The organism is Novosphingobium sp. 32-60-15 (assembly GCF_002280675.1).
GTDB lineage: Bacteria > Pseudomonadota > Alphaproteobacteria > Sphingomonadales > Sphingomonadaceae > Novosphingobium.
In genome coordinates this window covers 26,041-48,305 of the sequence record NZ_NCEN01000002.1, presented here as the reverse complement: position 1 = coordinate 48,305, position 22,265 = coordinate 26,041, and the positions used below count along the sequence as shown (strand labels likewise).

Here is a 22,265-nt window from a genome sequence, read left to right as displayed (position 1 = left end):
AAAGAAAGCGGGAGGAGAGACAAAGGAGCAAACCTCCATGCCCCTCCCCCCGACAAGGTGGATTAACTCAGGCGAACGATAGGCCTCAGTATTTGAAGCCGATCGTCGCGCCATACGTGCGTGGCTCAAGCGCCATGGCAAAGGACCACAGGCCCGCCACGGTGAATGCGTGAGTCGATGTGCGCTCATTGCCAAGGTTGCGTCCGAACACGCGGACATAGGCCTTGGTGTTGTTCAGATCGAAGTTGAAGGTAAGGCTGGCATCGATCAGGTCCTGCGTGGTTGTGCGCACGCGCGGATCGTTGCCGTTGACCGTAACCTTCGTCACGTTGCCGCCCACAGTCGTTGGCGTCAGCGATGCTGCCGACAACTGCTGGTCGTATGGCGTGATGTGGCGCCAGCCCAGATTTGCCGAAATATCGCCAAAGCTGGTGGGCTGGGTATATTCTGCACCCAGCGAAGCAGTGAAATCAGGCGCGTAGATCAGACGGTTTGCCGAATAATCGAAGGGCACGATGGCCGTTCCGAATACGCCATTGGCCACGAAGTTGCGGAACTTTGAATCCAGCACTGCCAGCGATCCGGTAAGGCGCAGATTGTCGGTAATGCGCAGCGAACCGTCAAGTTCGACGCCCTTGATCAACGCGCCACCAGCCACGTTGCCGGTCACTGTCTGGTTGCCGGTGGGGCCGCCGGGCAGGGTCAGGTTCTGCTGCATGTCCTTATAATCGGACACGAAGCCTGCAATGTTCACTTCCAGACGGTTGTCGAGGGCAGAGAACTTTGCACCGACTTCATACGAATCAACCGTTTCCGGCTGGAATGGCGTGCTGGCGGTTGCAGCGGTTGCAGCGCGCGGGCTGAAGCCGCCCGAACGATAGCCGCGCGACCATGATGCATAGACCATCACGTCGTTGCTGGGCCGCCAGTCAATGCCTACCTTTGGCGTGAACTTGCTGAAATTGGCGTTGCCTGTACCCACCGGCACATACTGGCTGCGCTGGACAGTGTTCGGATCAATCAGCTTGCCACCGGCAAAACCGTTGAACAGCTGCTTGTTGTCATGGCTCCACCGGCCACCGAATGCCAGACGTACGGTATCGGTCAATGCCCAGTTGAAGTCACCGAAGAACGCATAGCTTTCGGTTTCACCTTCAACATGCTGTGAATTGAGGTCAAACGTGGTGGGCGGAGTGTTCGGGCTGAAGCCGAATACGCGGCTCCATTGGGTCAGATCGTACTTCGATTTGAAGTAGAATGCGCCAACCACGTAATCGAAACCGTCAAACATTTCACCCGCAGCGCGGATTTCCTGGCTCCACTGTTCGTAGTGCTGGCGACGGTCAACATAGTAAAGATCGGTCGATGAACCGTCGAAATCCTGCGTCTGGGCTTCGGTGCTCTTGCGCCAGCCCGTGATCGAGGTCAGCTTTACCGCGTCCAGATCATAGTTCAGTTCCAGCGTCGCATCAGGCGCGCTGTACGTGCTTTCAGCAGGCGCGCTGAACACGGTGTACAAGTCGCTGGTGGTGTTGCGGTTGCATTCGCGCGTGGCGATGAAGCCGCAGAATACTTCGCTGCTATTGGTGATGTTGGCCACCACCGGATCGAACTTCTGCTTGACGTTTTCGATGGTGAACTGGGCTTCAAAACCGGTGCCGGCGGGCTTGAACAGCAATGATCCGCCGTATGTGTCGCCCTTGCTCCAACCGCCATTCTTGCCCTGGATGACGTTGTTGTAAAAGCCGTCGGTTTCGTTGTGGAAATAGAACGCCTTGACGCCCCACGTGTCACCATCGCCGTAATTGGCAATCGCCTTGACCGCCAGCGAGTTGAACCGGCCATACGTCACCTCGGCCTTGAGGCCCGGCTGCATCGTCGGCTTTGAACGGGTGATGCTGATAACGCCGCCGATGGTGTTGGCACCGAACAGCGTGCCTTGCGGGCCGCGCAGGACTTCAAGCTGGGCAATGTCGAATGCGTCCTGCAACTGGCCGGTGTTGGTGCCAATCACCACGCCGTCTACCAGCACGCCAACAGTTGGCGTCTGCGACTTTTCAATGTCGGCGTACGTCAGGCCGCGAATGGAAATGTTGGCTGCTTGTGCGCCTGAATTCTGTTGTGTGATCAACAGGCCCGGTGCCGCGCCTTGCAGATCGCCGATGTTTACGGCGGCCTTGGCTTCGAGCATCGCGGTGTTGACGGCGGTGATTGCCACTGGCGTTGATTGCAGCGTTTCCGAACGGCGACGCGCGGTGACGATGATCGCGCCGGTTTCGGCAGGCGCTTCGCTTACAGTATCGGCCTGTGCCGCGTCCTGGGGTCCGTCCGCAGCGTAGGCAGGCATAGCCAGACCAAGCGCGGTTGTGGACAATGCAACGGCAAGCATATGCCGCGTAGTATGGGCTTTCATCGGTATCCTCCCTGATGGGTCGCCTCGCCTCATTTCGGACGATGACTCGTTACCTTAATCCACGTTGCTGTTTCCCGATCCAACTGCGACTTGTTACAGGTGCGATCCACAAATCATCCTGCATCCTTGCGCCAACAACCCGGAGAGAGCCCGATGACTGTAAACCGCCGATTCCTGCTGGCCAGACGCCCTGTCGGCACCCCGGTCCCCGATGACTTTTCATTTGTAGAACAACCAGTTCCCCAAGCTCCCAAAGGCGGCTTCGTGGTCCGCAATTGCTACGCCTCGCTTGATCCGGCGCAGCGTGGGTGGATGGATGATGCGCCCAGTTACATGCCGCCCATTGCGTTGGGTGATCCGGTGCGCGCCACCACGGTTGGCATCGTCGCCGCCTCGGATACCTCCGATTTCGCTGTGGGCGATTGGGTTTTGGGCATGAACGGGCTTGAGGATTACTCGATCAATCACGCCGGCGGCTTCACCATGAAGGTTGATCCGGCCATCACTGATTCGCCATCGCGGTTCCTTTCAGCGATGGGCGCGGTTGGCCTGACGGCCTATTTCGGGCTGACTGATGTCGCAAAGCCACAGCCGGGCGAAACCCTGCTCGTTTCGGGTGCGGCGGGCGCGGTCGGATCAGCGGTGGGCCAGATCGGCAAGATCATGGGCGCGCGCGTGATCGGCATTGCCGGTGGCGCTGAAAAATGCCGCCGCCTGACAGAAGATTACGGCTTTGACGTCAGCATTGATTACAAAGGCAAATCGGTCGAGGAACTTAGCGCCGAAATCCGGCAGGCCGCACCCGATGGCGTTGACGTTATCTTTGAAAACGTGGGCGGCGATGTGTTTGATGCCGAACTGCTGAACCTTGCCAAGCATGCGCGCATCGTATTGTGCGGATTGATCAGCGAATACAATTCCCCCACCAAAATCGGCATCCGCAACTTGTGGCAAGTGCTGGCGCAACAGGCCACGATCCACGGCTATCTTATCATGGATTATGTGCCGCGCTTTGCAGAAGGTGGTGCGGTGATGGCCGAATGGATGGCGCAGGGGAAACTGCGCATCGATGAAGATGTGCAGGACGGCCTCGAAAACGCCTATGCCATTTTCATGCGACTGTTCACTGGCGCAAACACCGGCAAACTCGTGCTGAAAATCGCCGATGGCCTTTGAACCGATGGCAGGCCGATTGAGCGGTCGCCGCGCGATTGTCACCGGCGCAGCTTCGGGCATTGGCGCGGCCACGGCGGCACGGTTGCGCGCAGATGGCGCGCAAGTGTTCACCGCCGATACGGCACAAGGCGTTGATTTCGTGGCGGACCTGACCGGCGCAAACGCGAATGCGAGGCTGGTCGAAGCTGCCGTCGCCGCGATGGGCGGGCTGGATACGCTGGTGCCTTGTGCCGGAATAAGCGCCTTCCACCCGCTTGAAAACCACGACGATGCCTATTTTGCGCGGGTGCTGGAAGTGAACGTGATGACCGTCTTCCGGCTTGTGCGTGATGCGGTGCCGCATCTCAAGGCGGCGGGCAAAGGCCGCATCGTCACCATCGGGTCCACCACCTCCAGCCACGGCGATGAAGGGCTATGCGCCTATTCCGCATCGAAACACGCCGTGCTGGGCTTTACCAAATCTGCCGCGGCAGAACTCGGGCCGTTCGGCATCACCGTAAACTGCGTGCAGCCCGGGGCGATTGCCACCGCGATGACCGCGCCTGCATTCGAACAGATGCCCGAATTCAAGACGTTCTGGGAAAACAAGGCCCCGCTGCGCCGGTTGGGCCAGCCCGAAGACATCGCCGATGTTATCGCATTCCTGTGCAGCGATGATGCGCGCTTCATGTCGGGCCACGGGGTCTGGGTCGATGGCGGCGCGATGGTGCGGCACTGATGCGATCCCCCTTCCGGCACGGCGGAAGGGGGCATCGATACCACGCCTACCCCTTCATCACCGGCACTGGGGTCTGCCCCGTTTCATCAAGGTAATAGGCCACCCATTTGTGGAAGAACTGGTTGCCCGGTTCGTTGCGCCCGAACGTCTGGTGCGTCATCGCGCCTGATTCCAGCCCGTTCTGCACTTTCAGGCCGAGGAAATAATCCTCTTCTTCCACCACATCGAAGAAGAAATCACACATCTTGTCCAACTGTTCCAGCGCCGCTGGCGTGTCGGGCGTTACCGGAAAGATGTAATTCATCACGGTGGTATTCTGGTTGGCGTCCGGCCCCGGAAACAGTTGCGCCAACTGGCCCATTTCGGGCGCAAGGAAGAAGCTCATGTTGGGAAACAGCATGCGGATAAAATCATAGCCGTTGTTTTCCTGATGCCCCCATTGGTCACGCGGCAGGTCTTTCAGGCGGGTGATCGAATTTTGCGGAAAGCCCAGCCGGATGTGCGGGCCGAACCCTTCGTAACTGGCCCGGTTAGAAGGGCTGCGCGTTGCAACCGTATTGGTGTGCGCGGCCTGAAAATGATAGCCTTCAAGATAGCCGTCATAGGCCACCTTCCAGTTCGCCCCCTTCATCGCCTTGCTCTTGTGGTAATACCACGTTTCCAGCTTCAGCGCGGCAAAGTCTTCGTACATGCCACCCATCCATTCCACCGCATTGATCGGCAGATCGGGCGTCAGAATGACAAAGATCAGCCCCGCTGCCTCATCGCAGGGCAGTTCGGTCAGGTGCAGGGTCGACCGGTCGGGATCGCCGAAGGTGCTGGCCTCGGCAATGCCGATCAGCTTGCCGTCATTGGCATATGTCCAGCCGTGGTACTGGCAGGCAAAGCGCGCGCAATTGCCCTTGCCCTCTGCTGCCAGATGCATGGCGCGGTGCTTGCACACATTCAGGAACGCGCGCGCCTTGCCATCCTTGCCGCGCGTTATCAGCACCGGCTTGCCCATCACATCCATCGCCTTGTAATCATTGGGCTTTTGCAATTCGATAGTCAGCGCCAGCATCAGCGGCAGCCGCTTGAAGATGCGCTCGATCTCGCGGTTGAAGCGGCCTTCATCCAGATAATCGGCCACCGGCACGCGCATGATGTCAGACGCCTGATCGGTCGTCTTTGTCTCGACAAAATGCAGCATCCGTTCGGCGGCATTGGCGTATTTATCGTAAAGTTCGGTCATGGCGTGGCCCTCAAGCGTTCAAATAGCGGTCAAGCGTCTGGTGCAGGTGGCGGATGCGCACTTCCTGATAATCGGCGAGTTCGACGGCCTGATTTTTGGAAGCCTTCAGCCCTTCGTGGCACAATTCCATGTTCTCGCTGTCCTGATCCAGCACCGCGCCCAGCACGCCCAGTTCCGGCGCATCGGCCCAGATCTGGTCATCGCGAAGCATGTGCATCGGCACACCGACTGGACGCGCTTCACCCTGCGGTACGCGGGCGATGACGCGGACTTCCATCAGGCATTTGTCCTGATCGGGCCAGGGCCGCCAGCGATAGACGATGTTGGGCATGAACCCGCCCCACGGCGCAAAATTGGGGAACACGTTGTAAACCAGCGCATCCAGCAACTCGCTTTCCGATACGCCCGCGTAATCGCCGCCGTACTGCTTTTCGGAAACTTCGCGCATCATTGCGCCCAGTGCGGCGCGCGCGGTGCTGCCTTCTGGCACGGTGATGGCGTAATTGTCCTTGTCCGCGTCATAATTGTCGGCGCTGCGGCCGTTGTATTTGCGAAATTCGTCAATGATGCGCTGCTCGGGCCAATGTTCGGCCTTTGCCTGCGCCTCGATATGCGGGCTGATCACGCCGAACGGGGTATAATTGACGTTCACGTGCGTTCCCAGCACGTGATAGGCCGCGTTGGCATCGCCGGTGAACGGCATCAATTGCGGGTGTGTTATCAGTGCATGGTAGCTTTCCATGAAAGCCTCCATCGTGATTTTCCAGTTGGCCGGGATCACTTTGGCAACCCATGCCACGGTCACGCATCCTTCGTGCTTCCAGCGTTTGAAAAATTCGGGCAGCGGGGCCAGGAACTCCTCGATGGTCGGGCCATCCTCAGCCTCGCGCACAAAGATATAGCCGCCCCATTGCGCAAGGCTGGCTTGCGGCAATTGCATCTTGCTGTCGGTCAGATGGGCAAAGTCCCAGCGGCACGGAATGTTGCGCAATGATCCGTCGGGGTTCCACGAAAAGCCGTGGAACGGGCACAGGAACTGTTCGGCGCTGCCGCTATCGGTTTTCAGCTTGCGTCCGCGATGCAGGCAGACGTTATGGAAGGCTTTTACGCTGCCATCCTCCTGCCGCACGATCAGGTAGGACCGGCCTGCGTTATCATAAGTGACGTAATCCCCCGCTTCGGGCAGGTCTTCCTCGCGCGCGGCAAATTGCCACACGTTGGGCCACATCTTCTCGCACTCGGCCTTGAAAAATTCGGGGCTGTAATAGCGCGCCGCATCAATCGCCTCAGACCCCAGATATTCGTACCGGTCTTCGGTCATGAACGCAGGCGGCTGCACATCATCATTGCGCAGGATGTCTTCCCAGCTTGTACCGGGGCAGCGTGCGGCCTGAAAGTCGCCGGGATCGCGGTCAGCCATGATTTTCCTCTCCGTTTGTTACGAAGCGGATTGTCTCATGGACTGCGCTATCACCGTTTGATCAAGGTCAAGAACGAGGGGCCCACACCCCTGCGCTTTTGGCTAGGGACTGGCGTTTTGACGAGGCCCAGAAGCCTGACCCCAACCCCTCAGTCCGGCGTGATCACGCCTTCGCCCGCCCGCCACACAGGGTGGATCTGTTCATGGTCATAGATTTCCATGATCTCGAAGACATTGCCGAAGAAATCGCGGCAATATGTGGCGGCATAGCCATGTTTGGTGCCGTCTGCGTCAACCGTTATGCCGGGTAAGGAAGGTGGCGCATGGACCCGGATGCCCGCTGCTAACAGGCGTTCATAGCAGGCCTGCACATCTTCAACCTGCACCGCAAAATGCGTGTAACCATAGCGGTTTACCCCCTGATCCGGGTCTTGTGGCGCTGGTTGCGGGGAGGAATATTCGAACACTTCGATAAAGGCATTGCCCAACCGGCACATAAACTGCCGCGCCGCGCTGTCTTTCAATCCGACAATCGCATCGATGAACGGATTGGCCCGCCATTGCAGAGGCGTGCCCACCTCTACCGCGCCCAGCAGATCGATGTAGAATTCGCGCGCTTTTGCAAGATCGGGGACAGAAACGCCGATGTGCTGGATTGCCACCGCACCCACGTTTCCGGCCCCGCTCGTCATAATCGCTATTCCTTAGAACTGCACGCGCTTGGTGAAGCCGCCATCGACGACCAGATTGGTGCCCGTCGTATACGATGAAGCCGGACTTGCAAGGAATACCACAGCCTTTGCCACGTCATCTGGTGCACCGAAACGGCCCAGCGCGAACCCGGATTCAACCGATTTATACAATTCGGGAACGGCGCCTTCGATCACGTCCCAGCTGCCGCCGGTAAACTTGATCGGGCCGGGCGAAACCGCATTTACGCGTATGCCCTTGGGGCCAAGTGCCTGGCTCAGCTGGCCGGCATAAACGATCAAAGCGCCCTTCAAGGCATTGTAGCCCTGCGGCACGATAAAGGTTTCCAGCCCTGCGGTGGACGAAAGAATGACAATCGAACCGTCTTCCGATTTTTCAAGGAACGGTTCCAGCACTTCAACGCCGATGACCGAACCCATGATGTCGTGATCAAGGCCCTTTTGCCAATCGCCGGTCTGGCCCGATCCCGAAGTTGAAATCATCGGGATGAAGATATCGCAGCCACCCAGCTTTTCGGCAGCATCCGATAGCCAGGCACGGTAAGCGTCAGGGCCTGAATCCATGTCGAAGGCCGAGCCGAACACTTTACCGCCGTGCTTGCCAAATGATGCCGCTGCTTCGGCAACCTGTTCGGCATTGCGTGAACAAAAAGCTATATCCGCGCCTTCTGCCGCAAGAATTTCCAACGTCGCCCGGCCAATGCCGCGGCTGCCGCCGGTAAGGATAACCTTCTTGCCTTTTAGACCCAGATCCATGCGCTTTGCTCCTCAAATCCCGAAAATACGTTGCTACCTTCCTTGAAGGGGGCACGGCAGCGCCACTACTCCCCTTTTGAACAGGAACAGCGATTGCGCGCCCGATGATAGCATGAATGAAACACGGATCGGGAGATACTGCATGAAACGTCTGGATGGCAAAACCGCCGTAGTGCTTGGCGCCAGCAGCGCCGGAAACATGGGACAGGTCATCGCACAGCGCCTGATGGATGAAGGCGCAACCGTCCTTGTCGCAGGCCGCAAGGAAAGCGTTCTGGCCGATTTTGCCGCCGCCACCGGCTGTTTGTGGGCACCTTGCGACATTACCGATGAAGCCAGCGTCAACGCGCTTGCCGATACCGCTGTGGCGCAAATGGGCGGCATTGACATTGCCGTCAACGCCACCGGATGGGGCCTGCTCAAACCGTTTCTTGATGTGACGCGTGAAGAGCTGGACGCGATGACCGCGCTGCAATTGGTCGGCCCGCACCAGTTCTTTCAGGCCATGGTTCGCAAAATGGCCACGTCGCTTGGCGGACGCGGCGGATCGCTCATCACCATCAGTTCGGCCACCGCAACGATCATGCTGAACGATCACGCCATTTACATGGGCACAAAAGCGGGCACCGATCACATCGTGCGCTGCATCGCGCATGAATTCGGCAGCGAAGGCATCCGCGCCAACTCGATCTCGCCCGGCCTTACCGACACGCCGATGAATGAAGCTGCCAAGGGCGTCCCCGGCCTGTTTGAAAGCTTCCGCAACAGCTATCCGCTTGGCCGCTGGGGCACGTCCGAAGATGTCGCTGCCGCCGTGGCATTCCTTGCCAGTGACGAATGCTTCATGACCGGCGAGAACCTGCAAGTGAACGGCGGCCTCACCCTGCGCCGCAACCCGACGCGCGAGGAAATCAGCGCCAGCGTGGCAAAGGCGACGGGCAAGGAGTGAACCCATGACGCAAAATGCTGATATTCCGGCCGTGATCCGCCCTGCCGATGTTGCACAGTGGGACGAGGAAGTTGACGTTGTCGTCGCGGGCCAAGGCGCCGCCGGCACTTGTGCCGCGCTTGAGGCCCATCGCGCGGGCGCAAAAGTGCTGATCATTGAACGTGCCTCAGGCGGCGGTGGCGCAAGCGCGCTGTCATCGGGCATCTGGTATCTGGGCGGTGGCACTGCTGTGCAACAGGCCGCAGGCTATGATGATGATGCCGAACAGCTCGCCGCCTTCCTGCTGGCCAGCTGCGATCCGCTCGATCCGAATGCCGCGATTGCCTTCGCCAACGACTGCAAGGACCACTTCGACTGGCTCGAAGCGCAAGGCGTCCCGTTCGAGCGCACATACTTCCCCGGCAAAGCGGTCTGGCTGGAAGACACCACGTGCCTGATGTGGACCGGGAACGAAAAGGCGTGGCCTTATCGCGAAGCCGCCCGTCCCGCCCCGCGTGGCCACAAAGTTGCAGGCGTGGGCGAAAATGCCGGATCGGCAGGCATGAAGCCGCTGCTGGAACGCTGCGAGGCCGAAGGCATTGCCGCCATTTACGACAGCGCGGTCATCGCACTGGTGCAGGACGAGGCTGATGGCAGGGTTATCGGCGTCAAGGTGAAGCAACCGGGCGCGGAACTGTTTATCAAGGCGCGGCGCGGGGTGATCGTGGCGTGCGGCAGCCACAACATGTGCGAACCGCTGATCAAACAGCACTTGCCGCTTTTGACCGAAACCAGCGAACCGCTTGGCATACCCAGCAACGACGGCGCGGGCGTGCGCCTTGGCCTTTCGGCGGGCGCACATGCCGTGGCGATGGACGGGGTGATCCCCACCGCGTCAATCTATCCGCCCGGCCAGCTGATCAAGGGCATCGTCATCAACCGCAACGGCGAACGCTTTGTCAGCGAGGATGTCTATCACGGCCGCCTTGGCAACTTTGTGATGGAGCAACCGGGCCAGACGGCATACCTGATCGTTGACAGCGAAATCTTTGCCTATCCCGAAAACCCGCTGGCCAAGCATACGCTGGTCGATGGTTGGGAAACGGTCGAGGAAATGGAAGCGGGCCTTGGCCTGCCCGCCGGATCACTGGTGCAAACCATGCGCACTTACAATGCCGATGCCGCCAAGGGACAGGATTCGCGCTTTCACAAGCACCCTGACTGGATCAAGCCGCTCGATCAGGGGCCATATGCCGCCTTCGACATCAGCTTTGACAAATCGCACTACCTGTTCATCACGCTGGGCGGGATCAAGACAGACGCGCTGGGCCGCGCGCTGGACCTGCATTCGAACGTGGTTCCGGGCCTCTACGTTGTAGGCGCAAGCGCGGCACACATCCCGCGCACCGGCAAAGCCTATGCCAGCGGCCTCAGCCTCGGGCCGGGCAGCTATTTCGGCCGTCGTGCCGGGCGCCATGCCGCCGGGGCAAACTGGGGCTGACAAATGCGCGGCAAAGCGGCGGTTCGGGCCTGAACCGCCGCTTCATCCCGCTGCCAGCAGATCCTTGATTGCAGCGCGCAACTGGTCCTTGCGCACTTTGCCGCTGGCAGTGCGCGGGAAATCGTCGACCATCTCGAAGCGTTCGGGGATTTTCTGTTTGGCCATGCCCGATGCGCCCACATGTGCGGCCAGCGCGGCTGCATCGGCATCGCCGCACAGGATAACGTAGGCGCACACGCCCTCGCCCAACCGGTCATGCGGCATGGCAACAACAGCGGCTTCGCGCACGGCGGGGTGGCTGTGCAGCACGTCCTCGATCTCCTTGGCCGAGATATTCTCGCCGCCCCGGATGATCAGGTCCTTCTTGCGTCCGGTGATGGTAATCGCGCCATCGGCGGACAGCACGCCCAGATCGCCTGTCCGGAAATAGCCATCGGGCGTAATCGCTTCTGCTGTCTGCGCCTGATCGGCATAGCCCATCATCATCCCCGGCCCACGCGCCAGAATTTCGCCCTCGGTCCCGCGCGGCAGATCATGGTCATTATGGTCCACAATCCGCACGTCATAATCCACCACTTCGCCATCGGTCGTCGCGGCAAGGCGTTCATCCTGCGGCCACCCGAATGATACCAGCGGCACTTCAGATGCACCGAACACACGGAAAGCGCGGGCGTTTTCAAACGCGGCATTGGCTGCGGGGATCAGGTCTGCCGGAACCGCCGCCCCGCCACAGGCAAAGAAGCGGAACTTGGGCAAGCCCTTGCCCGCCGCGCGCGCCGCTGCTGCCAGTTCCACCAGAAACGGCGTTGCCGCCACGGTGCCCACGCAACTGTGCTGCTCGATCAGCGCCAGCGCCTCGTTCGCGTTCCACGCCTCCATCAGCACCGACCGGATGCCGCAAATGAACGGCGCTTCCAGCCCGTTGGCATAGCCCGATACATGCGTGACCGGCGAAGGCATCAGCGTCGCCTCGCCCGCCTGCATGCCCCAGTGCCGCCCGCTTTGCGCAACGATGTGTGCCAGCGTGCAATGGCTGTGCAACACGCCCTTGGGCCGTCCCGTAGTGCCCGATGTGTAAAGCACCATCTTTACGCCCATGGGGTCCACCACCGGCGCGAAAAATGCTGCACTTTCGCCCGCAGCAACCAGCGCAGCAAAATCGTCCGGACCATCGCCGCGCACGGTGAAAACATGCTCAAGATCGGGCAGCGCATCGCGGCAACGGACCGCCATTGCGGCATAGTCCACCCGCCGCCATTGCTGCGGCACAAAGATCGCCTTGGCGCGGCAATCGCCCAGCATCATCAGCATTTCAGCGTCGCGATAGATCGGCACAATCGGGTTGACGATCATCCCGCCGATGACCGCCGCCAGATTGATCACCGCCGCCTCGCGCCAGTTCGGCACCTGAAACGCGATCACATCGCCCGCGCCAATCCCGCGCGCCTGCAGCGCTGCGGCCAGGCTTTGCGCCTGCGCCAGCACTTGCGCAAAAGTATAGCTGCCCTCGCCATCGATAAAGCACACGAAATCAGGCGTTTGCTGCGCCCGTTCGCGCGCCAGATCGGCCAGCGTCTTCATCCCCCAAACGCCATCACGGGCAAAAGCCAGTTGATGCGGTGCCGGAATCGGGAGCCAGTCCCACGGTTTTGCAGTATCTTTGATCATAACCCCCTGTCCCCCGCCCGCCCGTTGCCCTGCAATTGGCGAAAAGGCGAGTTCGGGCCTTCTCCCACGCCCTTCCCGTAAAGGCAGCCCGTCAAACCCAAAACCTAACCCCTGTCACAGCTTCCCCCGCGCGCGCATGCAAGGCATGGTTGTCATCTGAACCCGCCAAGCGGGCACGGAGAGGCCATACCAGATGAACAGAATTGAGCGTATCGGGAATGTCGCCGCCATCATGCGCGACTATGTCGAAAACAAAGAGACCTTCCTCACCGATACTACCATGCGCGTACCGGCCCGCAGCTATACTGATCCCGATCAGTGGAAGGCGGAAATGGAGCTGATTTTCAAGCGCGTGCCGCTGATGCTCGCCTTCACCGCCGAATTGCCCAATGCGGGTGATTACAAGGCGATGGATGCCGTTGGCATGCCGGTGCTGATCAACCGCGACAAGGCGGGCAAAGTCCGCGCGTTCCTCAACGTGTGTTCGCACCGTGCCGCGCCCGTAGCCTCCGAAGGCCACGGCAATTGCCCGCGCTTCACCTGCAAATACCACGGCTGGACTTATGGCGCCGATGGCAAGTTGATCGGCGTTTCCGAAGCCAGCAAGTTCGGCGAAGTGCAGAAGTCTGAAATGGGCCTGCGCGAATTGCCGTGTGAAGAGCGCGCGGGCATGATTTTCGTCGTGCTGACGCCCAATGCACCGATTGACGTTGATGCCTATTTCCGTGGTTTCCTTGACGATTTCCAGGCCCTCGATTTCGGCAACTGGACCTATATGGGCAGCCGCACGATTCACGGTGCCAACTGGAAAGTGGCCTATGACGGCTATCTTGAAGGCTATCACTTCGCATCGTTGCACCCCGAAACCATTTTCCCGCGCACGCCATCCAATTGCATGCATTACGAAGGTTTCGGCCCGCACCAGCGCATCGGCTTTCCGCACCACCGCATTGCCGAAGCGTTGAAGGACGTGCCGCGCGATAATTGGGGCACACAGGAAAACAACGGCTTTGATTTCGTGCGGATCATGTTCCCCAACGTGTCGGCCTTTATCGCGCCCGAAATCACGCAAGTGGCACAGCTTTTCCCCGGACCCACGCCGGGCGAAAACCGCACCGTCCTCAATTACCTCCGCCGCGAACCGATCCGCGATGAGGAAGACCGCGCCAATGTCGAAGCGGCGATGAACTTCTTCCGCGATGTGACCTACACCGAAGATTACGTGATCGGTCTTGAAATCCAGAAGGGTCTTGAATCAGGCGCGCATGATGAACTGATGTTCGGCCGGAACGAACGCGGTAACCAGTTCTTCCACGAATGGCTGGACTGGTACTTGCAAGATGACAAGGACTTGCCCGAACCTGTGATGTGATCAGGGTGATGAACCCGATCTCGTTCGCATCGGGCATCGTGCCCGAATTTGGCCCGGTTGATACCATCGAAGCTGCCCGCGCGGGCGGCTTCGATATGGTCGGGCTGTGGGTCGATCCCCTTGAATGGACCCCCGCCCACACCCGCGATGCCCGCGCCGCGCTGGCCGCAACCGGCCTGCCGCTGCTCGATGTCGAAGTGGTCTGGATCAAGCCCGACAGCATAATTGACGATCACCGCAAGATCATCGACGTGGGCGCAGAACTGGGCGCGGCCAATGTGCTGTGCGTATCGTCCGATCCCGATCATGCCCGCACCGCCGCGCATCTGGCCGCCTTGTGCCGCCACGCCGAAGCATCGGGCATGCGCGTCGCCTTGGAGTTCGGCATCTTTACCGAGGTGAAGAACCTGGCTACGGCACTCACCATCCTTGATCAGGTGGCGCACCCCTTGCGCGCGTTGCTGATTGATCCGATCCATGTTGACCGGTCAGGCACCACCGTGGCGCAAATCGCCAAAGTGGACCCCGCTCTGCTGCCTTACGCCCAATTCTGCGATGCCCGTGCCCTGCGCCCCGATCCCGCAGATTTCGACGCGGTGATCCACGACGCCATCAACTTGCGCGAACAATGCGGCGAAGGTGCGCTTCCGTTGGCCGCGCTCTACCACGCACTTCCCGCCAACATCCCGCTGGCCATCGAATTGCGGTCAGAGGCCCTGCGCGATGCCTTCCCCCACCCCGCCCTGCGCGCCCGCGCCGTGGCCGATGCAACGCGCCGCTGGCTTGAGGCTTATGCATGACGGTAACCGTGCTCACCCTGCTCAAACGCCGCGAAGGCATGACCAAGGCCGATTTCATCGCGTACTATGAAACGCGCCACCGGCTGATCGGTGAGAAAGTCCTGTCGGGCTGGGCCACGCGCTATGTCCGCAAACACCTGCACCCGCTGGACGGAACAGACGCCGCGCTCGATTTCGACGTGGTGCTGGAGATCGACTTCCCCGATCAGGCCACTTGCGACGCCTGCTTTGCCGCGATGGCCGATCCGGCAACAATGGCCGAAATCGTTACGGACGAGGAGCGCCTGTTCGACCGTTCGCGGATGCGCACTTACGCGGTTGAGGCACACGCATCAGCGCTGCCGCAAGTTTAGGTAATTTATAGCTGCACTCGGTTAGCGCGTTCCCCATTCGCCTACGTTATCCCCATTTCGTCACCCTGAACTTGCTTCAGGGTCCATCTCTCCAATCACACGGCGGTGCGTGGGGAGGAATGGATGCTGAAACGAGTTCAGCATGACAGGATTGGGCGACTGCCTTGCCGAAGGGGATAACGGCCAACGGGTACCAAAATAAACTCACCGCAGCGGCGATATGCTTCCCCAAGCCATCAAGATATTACCGCGTCAGATAACCCCCCTCAACCGCCAGACTGTGGCCGGTGACATAGCTTGATGCGTCCGAACACAGCCACGCGCTGGCTTCGGCCACTTCTTCAGGCCGTCCGAAGCGCCCGAACAGGCTGAGCGCGGGGGCAAAGTCTGCTTCGGTAAAGCCGGTGGTTTCCAGCGCGCCGCGCAGCATCGGCGTATCAATCGCACCGGGCAGCACTGCGTTCACGCGGATATTGCGGCCGGCATATTCAAGGCTGCCGGTCTTGGTCAGGCCGATGACGCCGTGCTTTGCCGCAACATAAGCCGCGTTGTTGGGCTGGGGCCGGAATGAGCTGACCGACCCGATATTGACGATGGAACCGGCAGAGCCCTGCGCCAGCAACTGCCGGATTTCATACTTCATGCACAACATGACCGAGCGCAGATCGACATTCAGCACACGATCAAACACCGCCATATCCGCTTCGTGGATGGGCAGGATGTCGGGCGTAATCGCGGCATTGTTCACCGCGCAATCAAGCCGCCCGTACGTGGCAACGGTTTGCGCCACCAGCGCCTCGACTTGCGCTTCGTCAGCCACGTTGGCCATGACGAAATGCGCCGTGCCGCCATCAGCCCTGATCGCAGCAACCGTTTCAGCGCCAGTTTCATCGTTGATGTCCGATACGATGACTTCGGCCCCGCGCGCTGCCAGCAGGCGCGCGGTTGCCGCGCCCATGCCAACGCCCGCGCCGGTGACGATGGCGACTTTTCCGGCAAGGTTCACAAGATTGGCGTTCACGGTTTTGCTCCCTCCGCAATCCACTGGCGGACTTTGGTGATCTGTTCAGGGGGTAAAGGCGGCGCGCCGAACGGCATTTGCCCGCCCGATCCGCCATTGGCCAGATGCGTGCCTTCCAGCTTCATTACCAGATAGCTGGCATCAGGATTGCCTGCCACCACACGCATGATGGCGGGTGCTTCCTGCGATGGTTTGCCGACCAGGAAATCACGCGCCACATCGCCCACCAGCGACATGCCGCCCGCTTCCTCACCCGTCAGATGACAAGTGGCGCACTGGCTTTCGAGCAGCGGCACGATGTCCGCCTGATAGGAAACTGCAACCGAGGCAGCGGGAACCGCCGCCACTTCGGCCTGCGCGCTGCACGCAGCAGCCAGCAACGCCGCGCCGCCAAGGGCAATACGCCTCATGCCTTCACCGCATGGTTTGCCGCGATATAGCCGAAGGTCACAGCCGGACCGATCGTGCCGCCTGCGCCCAGATAGGCCTGGCCGGTGGGTGCAGAAATGCAATTGCCCGCAGCATATAGGCCGGGGATCGGCTGTCCGTTTGCCGCCAGCACTTGCGCATTGGCGTTGATCTGTGGCCCGCCTGCGGTGTCGAGCGTGCCCGGCGCAAGGATGATCGCATAATATGGCCCCTTGGGCGCGAACGGGTGCATCGTATTGTTGGGATGCGGGTTTTCGGGCTGGGTCGTGCCGGCGCGACGGGCCGAAAACAGCAAGTGCCATTCGCGGTCATACAGATACTTGCCGCGCCCGAATTCAGGATCGACACCCTTTTTGGCATAAGCGTTGAAATTGCTGATCGTCTGTTTGGCATTGCCCGCAAATTCGCTCGCAAGCCGCGCGCCGCCGGTGCGGCCGGTCCACTCGGCCAGTTGTGCATCAATCTTGGTGAACACTTCGTCCCAGCTCATCCCTTCAATAAGGTGCGGCTGTTCGGCCTTGTTGGCAGGGAACGGGAATGCGCCGCCGAAAGCATCGATGCTGCGTTCGTCAAACAGCATGAACATCAGGTGGTTGGGATATTCCTCATGCGCCGGATCATAGCTGAAATGCGCTTGCGTGCGGTCATTGTAATCGCGCTTTTCGTTGACCACGCGTTTGCCGTATTTGTTGACAAGGATCATGGAATCGCCCGGCAGCACAAATGCACCAAGGCCGATGGCGCGGGTCTTCAACGCCTCGCCCAGCACCACTTGCGTGCGCCAGCCCAGCCCCAGATTGCCCATCATCGCGCCAGCTTCCTGCGCAATCGGGATGAAATCGCCGGTCGATCCCGGCGTCGAGCATGATCCGTAAACCGCTGGCTGGTGCACATCGCACAATTGCACATTGTGGCTGTAACCGCCGGTGCCGAACACCACGCCCTTGTTGGCCTTGATGCGCAGCGTCTTGTCGCCCTGCACCGCTTCTGCGCCAATCACGCGGCCCGATGCGTCCTTGATCACGCGCGTCACGCGGGTGCGCGTCAAGATCGGCACGGCCTTGGCCTTCAGATAAGCGTGCATCTGGCTGGCAAGGCTGCCGCCGCCCTGCGATGATCCAGACCCGACCGCCGGTTCCAATGCGCGGCCTGTCGGCACCTTGTTTTCGGGCAGATGGTCGGCATAATCGGGCGCGGGCTTGTCCACCTGAAACAGGCGGAACTGCTTGAACTGCACCGCGTCCAATGCGCGCAAATGGTCCACCGCCGCCGATCCATGATCGTAGAACGCCTCAACCACGCGGAAGCGGTTTTCATCAAGGCCCAGCGTCGGGCTGTCGGGATTGTACTGGCGCGGATAGCCATAACGCACGGTATAGCGCAGTGCATCGGCCTTGGGATCGGCAATGCCCTGTTCGCGGAAAATGAAGTGATTGAACACCCATGTCACGCCGCCCGATTTGGCGGTGGTGCCGCCAAGAATGGGCATCTTTTCAACCATCATCACTTTGGCCCCGGCGGCCAGCGCGGTGACCGCCGCCGTACCCGCAGCCGCGCCGCTGCCAATGCACAACAGGTCACATTCGTGATCCCAGGTTGACGATGATCCTGCCGCTGCCGGTGCATCTGCCGCGCGCGCCGCAGTGGCAATTCCGCCCGATGCGGCGGCGGCTGCCGCAATACCAGCACCTGCCAGAACCTGACGGCGGCCAACCTTGGTGGTCTTTTCAGTCATTGGAAAGTTCTCCCGTTGTCATTTTGGCGCTTGTGTCGTTTGCAAACATCACTTCGTCATTGCGAGGAGGCGGAGCCGACGAAGCAATCCAGAGTTGTTACACACCGCTCTGGATTGCTTCTCCCCGCTTCGCGGGGCTCGCAATGACGAAAGTAAGGGTCGTATTTGCGAACAACATAATCCCGATTATTTCATGGTATCGGCCGATCGCCTCAACGCCGCCCTTCAAGGTAATCGTTGATCACTTCATGAAAGCGCCCGACGCGCGTTTCCTGTCCGGCAAGATAGGCTTGATCATGGCCCAGCGAATGCAGGCCCTGCTGCTGCGTCACCGCCACTTCCAGATCCTGAATCAGGAAATCGCCCTGCGGAATTTCGGCGGTATAGGCCGCAAAATCGCCGGTCTGGTGTTCGGCTTCCTGCCACGGACGCAAGCCATAGAGCGTCGGCACATCAGCGCCGCCTGCCACTTCCGGTGCCAGATACCAGTAATCGAACGTGGACCAGTTGGGGTCTTCCATATCGGGTTCGGTGCGGAACACGTGCAGACCTTCGGGTGTCCCGGTCAGCGTCAGGTTGGGGAAGCAGGTGTGGTGGAACTGGTCGGTCAGTTCGTCATCGGTCAGTTTGTCAAAGTGGGCAAAGCCGCGCTGCGGCCCCAGCGTACGCCGCGCCTGCTGCAAGGCGATGCGCGCTTCTTGCGCACGGCCTTCAAACGCTGCCGGATCAAGATCCCATTCGGCCAGGACTTGCGCCCACAGCGGCTTCATCTGCTGCGCATCGGGATAGCGGCTTGATGGTTGCAGCTTCTCGATCATGCGGTTGTGCCCGGTGGGGTACATTTCGAACACGGTGGTCGAATAGTGATCGTCGATCATCCCTTCGAACTGCGGATGCACCGCCGGGATGTGATAGGCTTCGTTGAAGTTGTCGGACGCAAACTTCCAGTTGGTGTTCACCCGCAGCGTGCGCCAGACAACGCGCTTCCAGTTGGCCAGATCGCGGTTGGCCAGCAACGCCGGCACCGGATGCAGATATTCCTGCAACGGCACGGCATTGGGATCAAAGCTGTAGAAGACAAACCCGCCCCATGTTTCGCACGGCACTTCTTTCAGGCGCAATTTTTCGCATGGCGATCCTTGGGGGAAATCCTCCTCGTCCTGCACATGGTCCAGCGCGCCGTCGATGTTCCATTTCCAGCCGTGATACGGGCAGGTAAAGTGATCGGTCACCCCGCCTTCCGACACGCCGACCAGCCGGTTGCCGCGATGGCGGCAGACGTTGTGAAAGGCGCGGATGCTGCCGTCCTTCTGGCGCACCATCATGACCGACTGGCGCATGAAGTTGTGCGTGATGAAATCGCCTGCCTCTTCCAACTGCGCCGCGCGGCCGCCCACATGCCAGATGCGCGTCCACATCTTGTCCCACTCGCGGCGGGAAAAATCCTTGCACCAGTACCGGTCGCCCGTAATCGCATCGCCGCGCGCCTGCGGGAACTGCGCATCGGGATGGGTCGGATAGCTCGCCTGCGGATTGGGAACTTCGATATATGTCGCCATGATGGGCCTCATATGTAGCGCGGCTTAGGCGCAGTGCTTCATCCCCCTCCCGAACGCGGGAGAGGTCAGGGGTGGGCGATCCGGCACTGCACTTTCAGCACAGCGCCATCATACCTGTCCTTATTTGGCGTTTTCCAAAGTGCCGGTCAGCGGCATCAGGAAGTCCATGGTATAGCGCGTGGCTTTCCAGCCAGCATCGGTGCGGACAACGTCAAAGTAATAGCGCCCATTCACCGTCACCGTGCTGCCATCCTTGCCCACACCCATGCCGATGACATAAGCGCGCATCGTGGCGGTATCACCGGCGTAGGCGGTCACCGCAAAGTTGGTCAGGTAATGCGCATGGTGCGTCATATTGGCGAAAACATTGGTGAAGAATTCGCGAATGCCCGCGTGCCCCACTTGCGGCGTCAGGCCGATGCCTGAAAGATCGAACACCGCATCGGGCGTGAACACATCAAGCACGGCGTCAATGTCGCTCACCGTATCCACTGCGTGGGCATAAGCGATCATAAGGTCCTGTATCGCGAACCGGTCTTCAATCGGGCACTGCATGGGCGTCAAATCCTCTCGGGCAAACTTTTGTTTTCAGGCGAAAAGAGGGCGGATCGGATCGGTCACGCCGTCCCAGTCAGCCGCGCCCTGTGCGATCTTCGTGAACGCCTCGGTTTCAAGATCGTCCTGCTCGACAATCTCGATCATGCAGCCAAGCGCAGGCGATGTATCGACATAGCAGAAGCGCATGTTCCCGAACTTGCTGTCCACCGCGACAACAAAGCCCTGATCGACATAACGTTGGCGGCAGGCATCGTAATCGTCGGTATAGATGCAGAAGTGGTGGAAGCCCTGCGCACCTTTGGCAATCGTATCACGATAGGCGCTGGGCCGGTCGCAATGCTGCTGGATCAGTTCCACTTGCATCCCGCCTGATTGCGCCAGCGCCACCGAAAAATCGCACCCCTCACCCGGTTCCCCGCGATAGGTCATTTCGGTCAATTCGATGTGCGGAACCATGTAGAACGGCCCGATGCCGGTCGTGGCGATCCACGCCTTTGCTGCGGCTTCCACGTCATCGACAATGAAGGCCACCTGCATCAGATGGGGGCTGGTCTGCCCCGGCGTTACCGTGATTCCGCTCATCGCCATCAATCCTTGTTCAAGACAAAATCGTTCAGCCGTTCATGGAAGCGTTGCACACGCTTTTCCTGGCCCGGCAGGATGCAGCCCTTGAAGCCGCGCGAATTGAGGCCCTGCTGCTGCGTGGTGCCGATGGACAAGTCCTGATCCGCGACATAGCCGACCGAGACGCCATCGCCGTAAACCGAATGCCGCGTGATCGCGTCATGACGCAGCGGTGCAGGGCCAACCGGCGTGATGACTTCGGTCATCTTTGCGTTCTGCGGATACAGGCACCAGTGCTGGAACACGCACTTTTCGGGGTCTGTCGGGTGCGGTTCGGTGCGCAGGATCTGGCACTGTTCGGGCGACATCGTGATCGTCAGATTGGGGAACAGCGTGCAGTGGAAATAATCGACCAGTTGCTGGTCGGTCATGGCGCTGTAATCGTATCCCGCATCCGCGCCGCGCTCGCGCTTGGCCTTGATAACCGCCTCGCGGATGTCCGCTGTGCGGCCGCGATATTCCTTGGGATCGATGCCCCAAGCTTCGGCGGCTTCATACAGGCCCGGCGGCACATCGCCGCTCACGTAATCCTTGCGGCTCGTGGCCTGATGGCCGATCATCCACATCGAATTGTGGCCGCTTTCATACATTTCAAACAGCGTCGTGGGCAGGCCGTCGTTGATGAAAGTGGCCAGTTCGGGATGGATCGTGGGCAGGTGGTAGCTCTCGTTGAAGTTATCGCGGATGATCTTCCAGTTGAATTCGCAATCTGCCGAAACCGCAAATACGCGCACCCAGTTGTCCAGCTTGTAGCCCGCCAGCCGCTCGGTCAGCGGGGCCAGCCATTCCTTCAGCGGCGCAACATCATCGTCCATGCACCAGAACACGAACGGCCCCCACGTTTCGCAACGCAATTGTGCCAGCTTCACTTTGCCGCAAGGGTTGCCGCCTGCAAAGTCATCGGGGTCCTGCACATGCACCAGCGTGCCTGCCGTATCGAACTGCCAGCCGTGATAACCGCAGGTCAGACGCGGGGCTGATCCGGCATCACCCAGCACCAGCCGGTTTCCGCGATGCGGGCAGGTGTTGTAGAACGCCTTGACCGAGCCGTCCTCCTGCCGGACCATGACGACAGATTCCTTGCCGAAGTTGTGGCGGATGAAATCGCCCTCTTCTTCCAGATCGGCCAGCACGCCGCCAAGGTGCCAGACCTTTGGCCACAAGTGCTTGTTTTCCAGATCCATCCACTCGCGCGTGATGTAACGGTCTGCCGTGATCGTATCGCCGCGCACGGCAACGTCAAAGTCCGGTGAATAGCGGGAAATCTTGTCTTGGACGGTCATCTTGGCATCC

The 22,265-nt window shown here is 60.1% G+C and carries 20 protein-coding genes; 7 read left to right on the top strand and 13 right to left on the bottom strand.

Annotated elements, in window-relative coordinates; all coding sequences use genetic code 11:
* Positions 1–85: 85 nt before the first annotated feature.
* Entirely contained in the window at positions 86–2,413 is a 2,328-nt protein-coding gene (locus B7Y89_RS01740) for a TonB-dependent receptor (RefSeq protein WP_292935153.1), read from the bottom strand.
* Between the two features lie 153 nt (positions 2,414–2,566).
* On the opposite strand from B7Y89_RS01740, the gene B7Y89_RS01735 reads away from it, so the two are divergent.
* Positions 2,567–3,589 carry an NADP-dependent oxidoreductase gene (locus tag B7Y89_RS01735; RefSeq protein WP_292935151.1) on the top strand — a complete coding sequence of 341 codons (1,023 nt, stop codon included), beginning with the start codon at positions 2,567–2,569 and terminating at the stop codon, positions 3,587–3,589.
* Positions 3,579–4,307, top strand: coding sequence for an SDR family NAD(P)-dependent oxidoreductase (locus tag B7Y89_RS01730; RefSeq protein ID WP_292935149.1), 729 nt, complete (start codon positions 3,579–3,581; stop codon positions 4,305–4,307). Before B7Y89_RS01735 ends, B7Y89_RS01730 begins: the two co-directional genes overlap by 11 nt.
* 46 nt (positions 4,308–4,353) lie before the next feature.
* Here B7Y89_RS01730 and B7Y89_RS01725 read toward each other — a convergent pair whose 3' ends face one another.
* From B7Y89_RS01725 to B7Y89_RS01710, 4 genes are all read right to left on the bottom strand, one after another.
* Positions 4,354–5,538 carry an SRPBCC family protein gene (locus tag B7Y89_RS01725; protein ID WP_292935147.1) on the bottom strand — a complete coding sequence of 395 codons (1,185 nt, stop codon included), beginning with the start codon at positions 5,536–5,538 and terminating at the stop codon, positions 4,354–4,356.
* Between the two features lie 10 nt (positions 5,539–5,548).
* Positions 5,549–6,958 carry an aromatic ring-hydroxylating dioxygenase subunit alpha gene (locus B7Y89_RS01720; protein WP_292935145.1) on the bottom strand — a complete coding sequence of 470 codons (1,410 nt, stop codon included), beginning with the start codon at positions 6,956–6,958 and terminating at the stop codon, positions 5,549–5,551.
* A gap of 149 nt (positions 6,959–7,107) precedes the next feature.
* Positions 7,108–7,650 (bottom strand): VOC family protein, encoded by a 543-nt coding sequence (locus tag B7Y89_RS01715; protein ID WP_292935143.1) that lies wholly within the window; start codon positions 7,648–7,650, stop codon positions 7,108–7,110.
* Between the two features lie 12 nt (positions 7,651–7,662).
* Entirely contained in the window at positions 7,663–8,424 is a 762-nt protein-coding gene (locus B7Y89_RS01710; protein ID WP_292935142.1) for an SDR family oxidoreductase, read from the bottom strand.
* Positions 8,425–8,566: 142 nt separating this feature from the next.
* Here B7Y89_RS01710 and B7Y89_RS01705 point away from each other — a divergent pair, with 142 nt between their 5' ends.
* Both B7Y89_RS01705 and B7Y89_RS01700 read left to right on the top strand, forming a co-directional pair.
* Positions 8,567–9,373 (top strand): SDR family oxidoreductase, encoded by an 807-nt coding sequence (locus tag B7Y89_RS01705; RefSeq protein WP_292935141.1) that lies wholly within the window; start codon positions 8,567–8,569, stop codon positions 9,371–9,373.
* 4 nt (positions 9,374–9,377) lie between these two features.
* Positions 9,378–10,853 carry an FAD-dependent oxidoreductase gene (locus B7Y89_RS01700; protein ID WP_292935140.1) on the top strand — a complete coding sequence of 492 codons (1,476 nt, stop codon included), beginning with the start codon at positions 9,378–9,380 and terminating at the stop codon, positions 10,851–10,853.
* Between the two features lie 42 nt (positions 10,854–10,895).
* Here the strand turns inward: B7Y89_RS01700 and B7Y89_RS01695 are convergent, their stop codons facing one another.
* Positions 10,896–12,521: an AMP-binding protein gene (locus B7Y89_RS01695; protein ID WP_292935139.1), complete on the bottom strand. Its 1,626-nt coding sequence runs from the start codon at positions 12,519–12,521 to the stop codon at positions 10,896–10,898.
* A gap of 193 nt (positions 12,522–12,714) precedes the next feature.
* Between B7Y89_RS01695 and B7Y89_RS01690 the strand changes: the two genes are divergently transcribed.
* The 3 genes from B7Y89_RS01690 to B7Y89_RS01680 are packed head-to-tail and all read left to right on the top strand — an operon-like array spanning position 12,715 to position 15,046.
* On the top strand, positions 12,715–13,893 hold the full coding sequence (locus B7Y89_RS01690) for an SRPBCC family protein (protein WP_292935138.1): 1,179 nt from the start codon (positions 12,715–12,717) through the stop codon (positions 13,891–13,893).
* Positions 13,890–14,693, top strand: coding sequence for a TIM barrel protein (locus B7Y89_RS01685; protein ID WP_292935136.1), 804 nt, complete (start codon positions 13,890–13,892; stop codon positions 14,691–14,693). Before B7Y89_RS01690 ends, B7Y89_RS01685 begins: the two co-directional genes overlap by 4 nt.
* A complete protein-coding gene (locus B7Y89_RS01680; protein WP_292935134.1) occupies positions 14,690–15,046 on the top strand; it encodes an EthD domain-containing protein in 357 nt (118 codons plus the stop codon). Before B7Y89_RS01685 ends, B7Y89_RS01680 begins: the two co-directional genes overlap by 4 nt.
* 244 nt (positions 15,047–15,290) lie before the next feature.
* Here the strand turns inward: B7Y89_RS01680 and B7Y89_RS01675 are convergent, their stop codons facing one another.
* The 7 genes from B7Y89_RS01675 to B7Y89_RS01645 all read right to left on the bottom strand — a co-directional run bounded on the left by B7Y89_RS01675 (position 15,291) and on the right by B7Y89_RS01645 (position 22,255).
* Positions 15,291–16,067 carry a glucose 1-dehydrogenase gene (locus B7Y89_RS01675; protein ID WP_292935132.1) on the bottom strand — a complete coding sequence of 259 codons (777 nt, stop codon included), beginning with the start codon at positions 16,065–16,067 and terminating at the stop codon, positions 15,291–15,293.
* Positions 16,064–16,477, bottom strand: coding sequence for a hypothetical protein (locus tag B7Y89_RS01670; protein ID WP_292935130.1), 414 nt, complete (start codon positions 16,475–16,477; stop codon positions 16,064–16,066). The genes B7Y89_RS01675 and B7Y89_RS01670 overlap by 4 nt, the downstream gene beginning before the upstream one ends.
* On the bottom strand, positions 16,474–18,231 hold the full coding sequence (locus tag B7Y89_RS01665) for an FAD-binding protein (RefSeq protein WP_292935128.1): 1,758 nt from the start codon (positions 18,229–18,231) through the stop codon (positions 16,474–16,476). The genes B7Y89_RS01670 and B7Y89_RS01665 overlap by 4 nt, the downstream gene beginning before the upstream one ends.
* Positions 18,232–18,443: 212 nt before the next feature.
* Positions 18,444–19,790: an aromatic ring-hydroxylating dioxygenase subunit alpha gene (locus B7Y89_RS01660; protein WP_292935126.1), complete on the bottom strand. Its 1,347-nt coding sequence runs from the start codon at positions 19,788–19,790 to the stop codon at positions 18,444–18,446.
* Positions 19,791–19,910: 120 nt separating this feature from the next.
* Positions 19,911–20,345 (bottom strand): nuclear transport factor 2 family protein, encoded by a 435-nt coding sequence (locus B7Y89_RS01655; protein ID WP_292935124.1) that lies wholly within the window; start codon positions 20,343–20,345, stop codon positions 19,911–19,913.
* Positions 20,346–20,378: 33 nt separating this feature from the next.
* Complete coding sequence (locus B7Y89_RS01650; RefSeq protein WP_292935123.1) at positions 20,379–20,930, bottom strand: VOC family protein; 552 nt, start codon at positions 20,928–20,930, stop codon at positions 20,379–20,381.
* Positions 20,931–20,935: 5 nt separating this feature from the next.
* Positions 20,936–22,255, bottom strand: coding sequence for an aromatic ring-hydroxylating dioxygenase subunit alpha (locus B7Y89_RS01645; RefSeq protein ID WP_292935122.1), 1,320 nt, complete (start codon positions 22,253–22,255; stop codon positions 20,936–20,938).
* Positions 22,256–22,265: the final 10 nt, after the last annotated feature.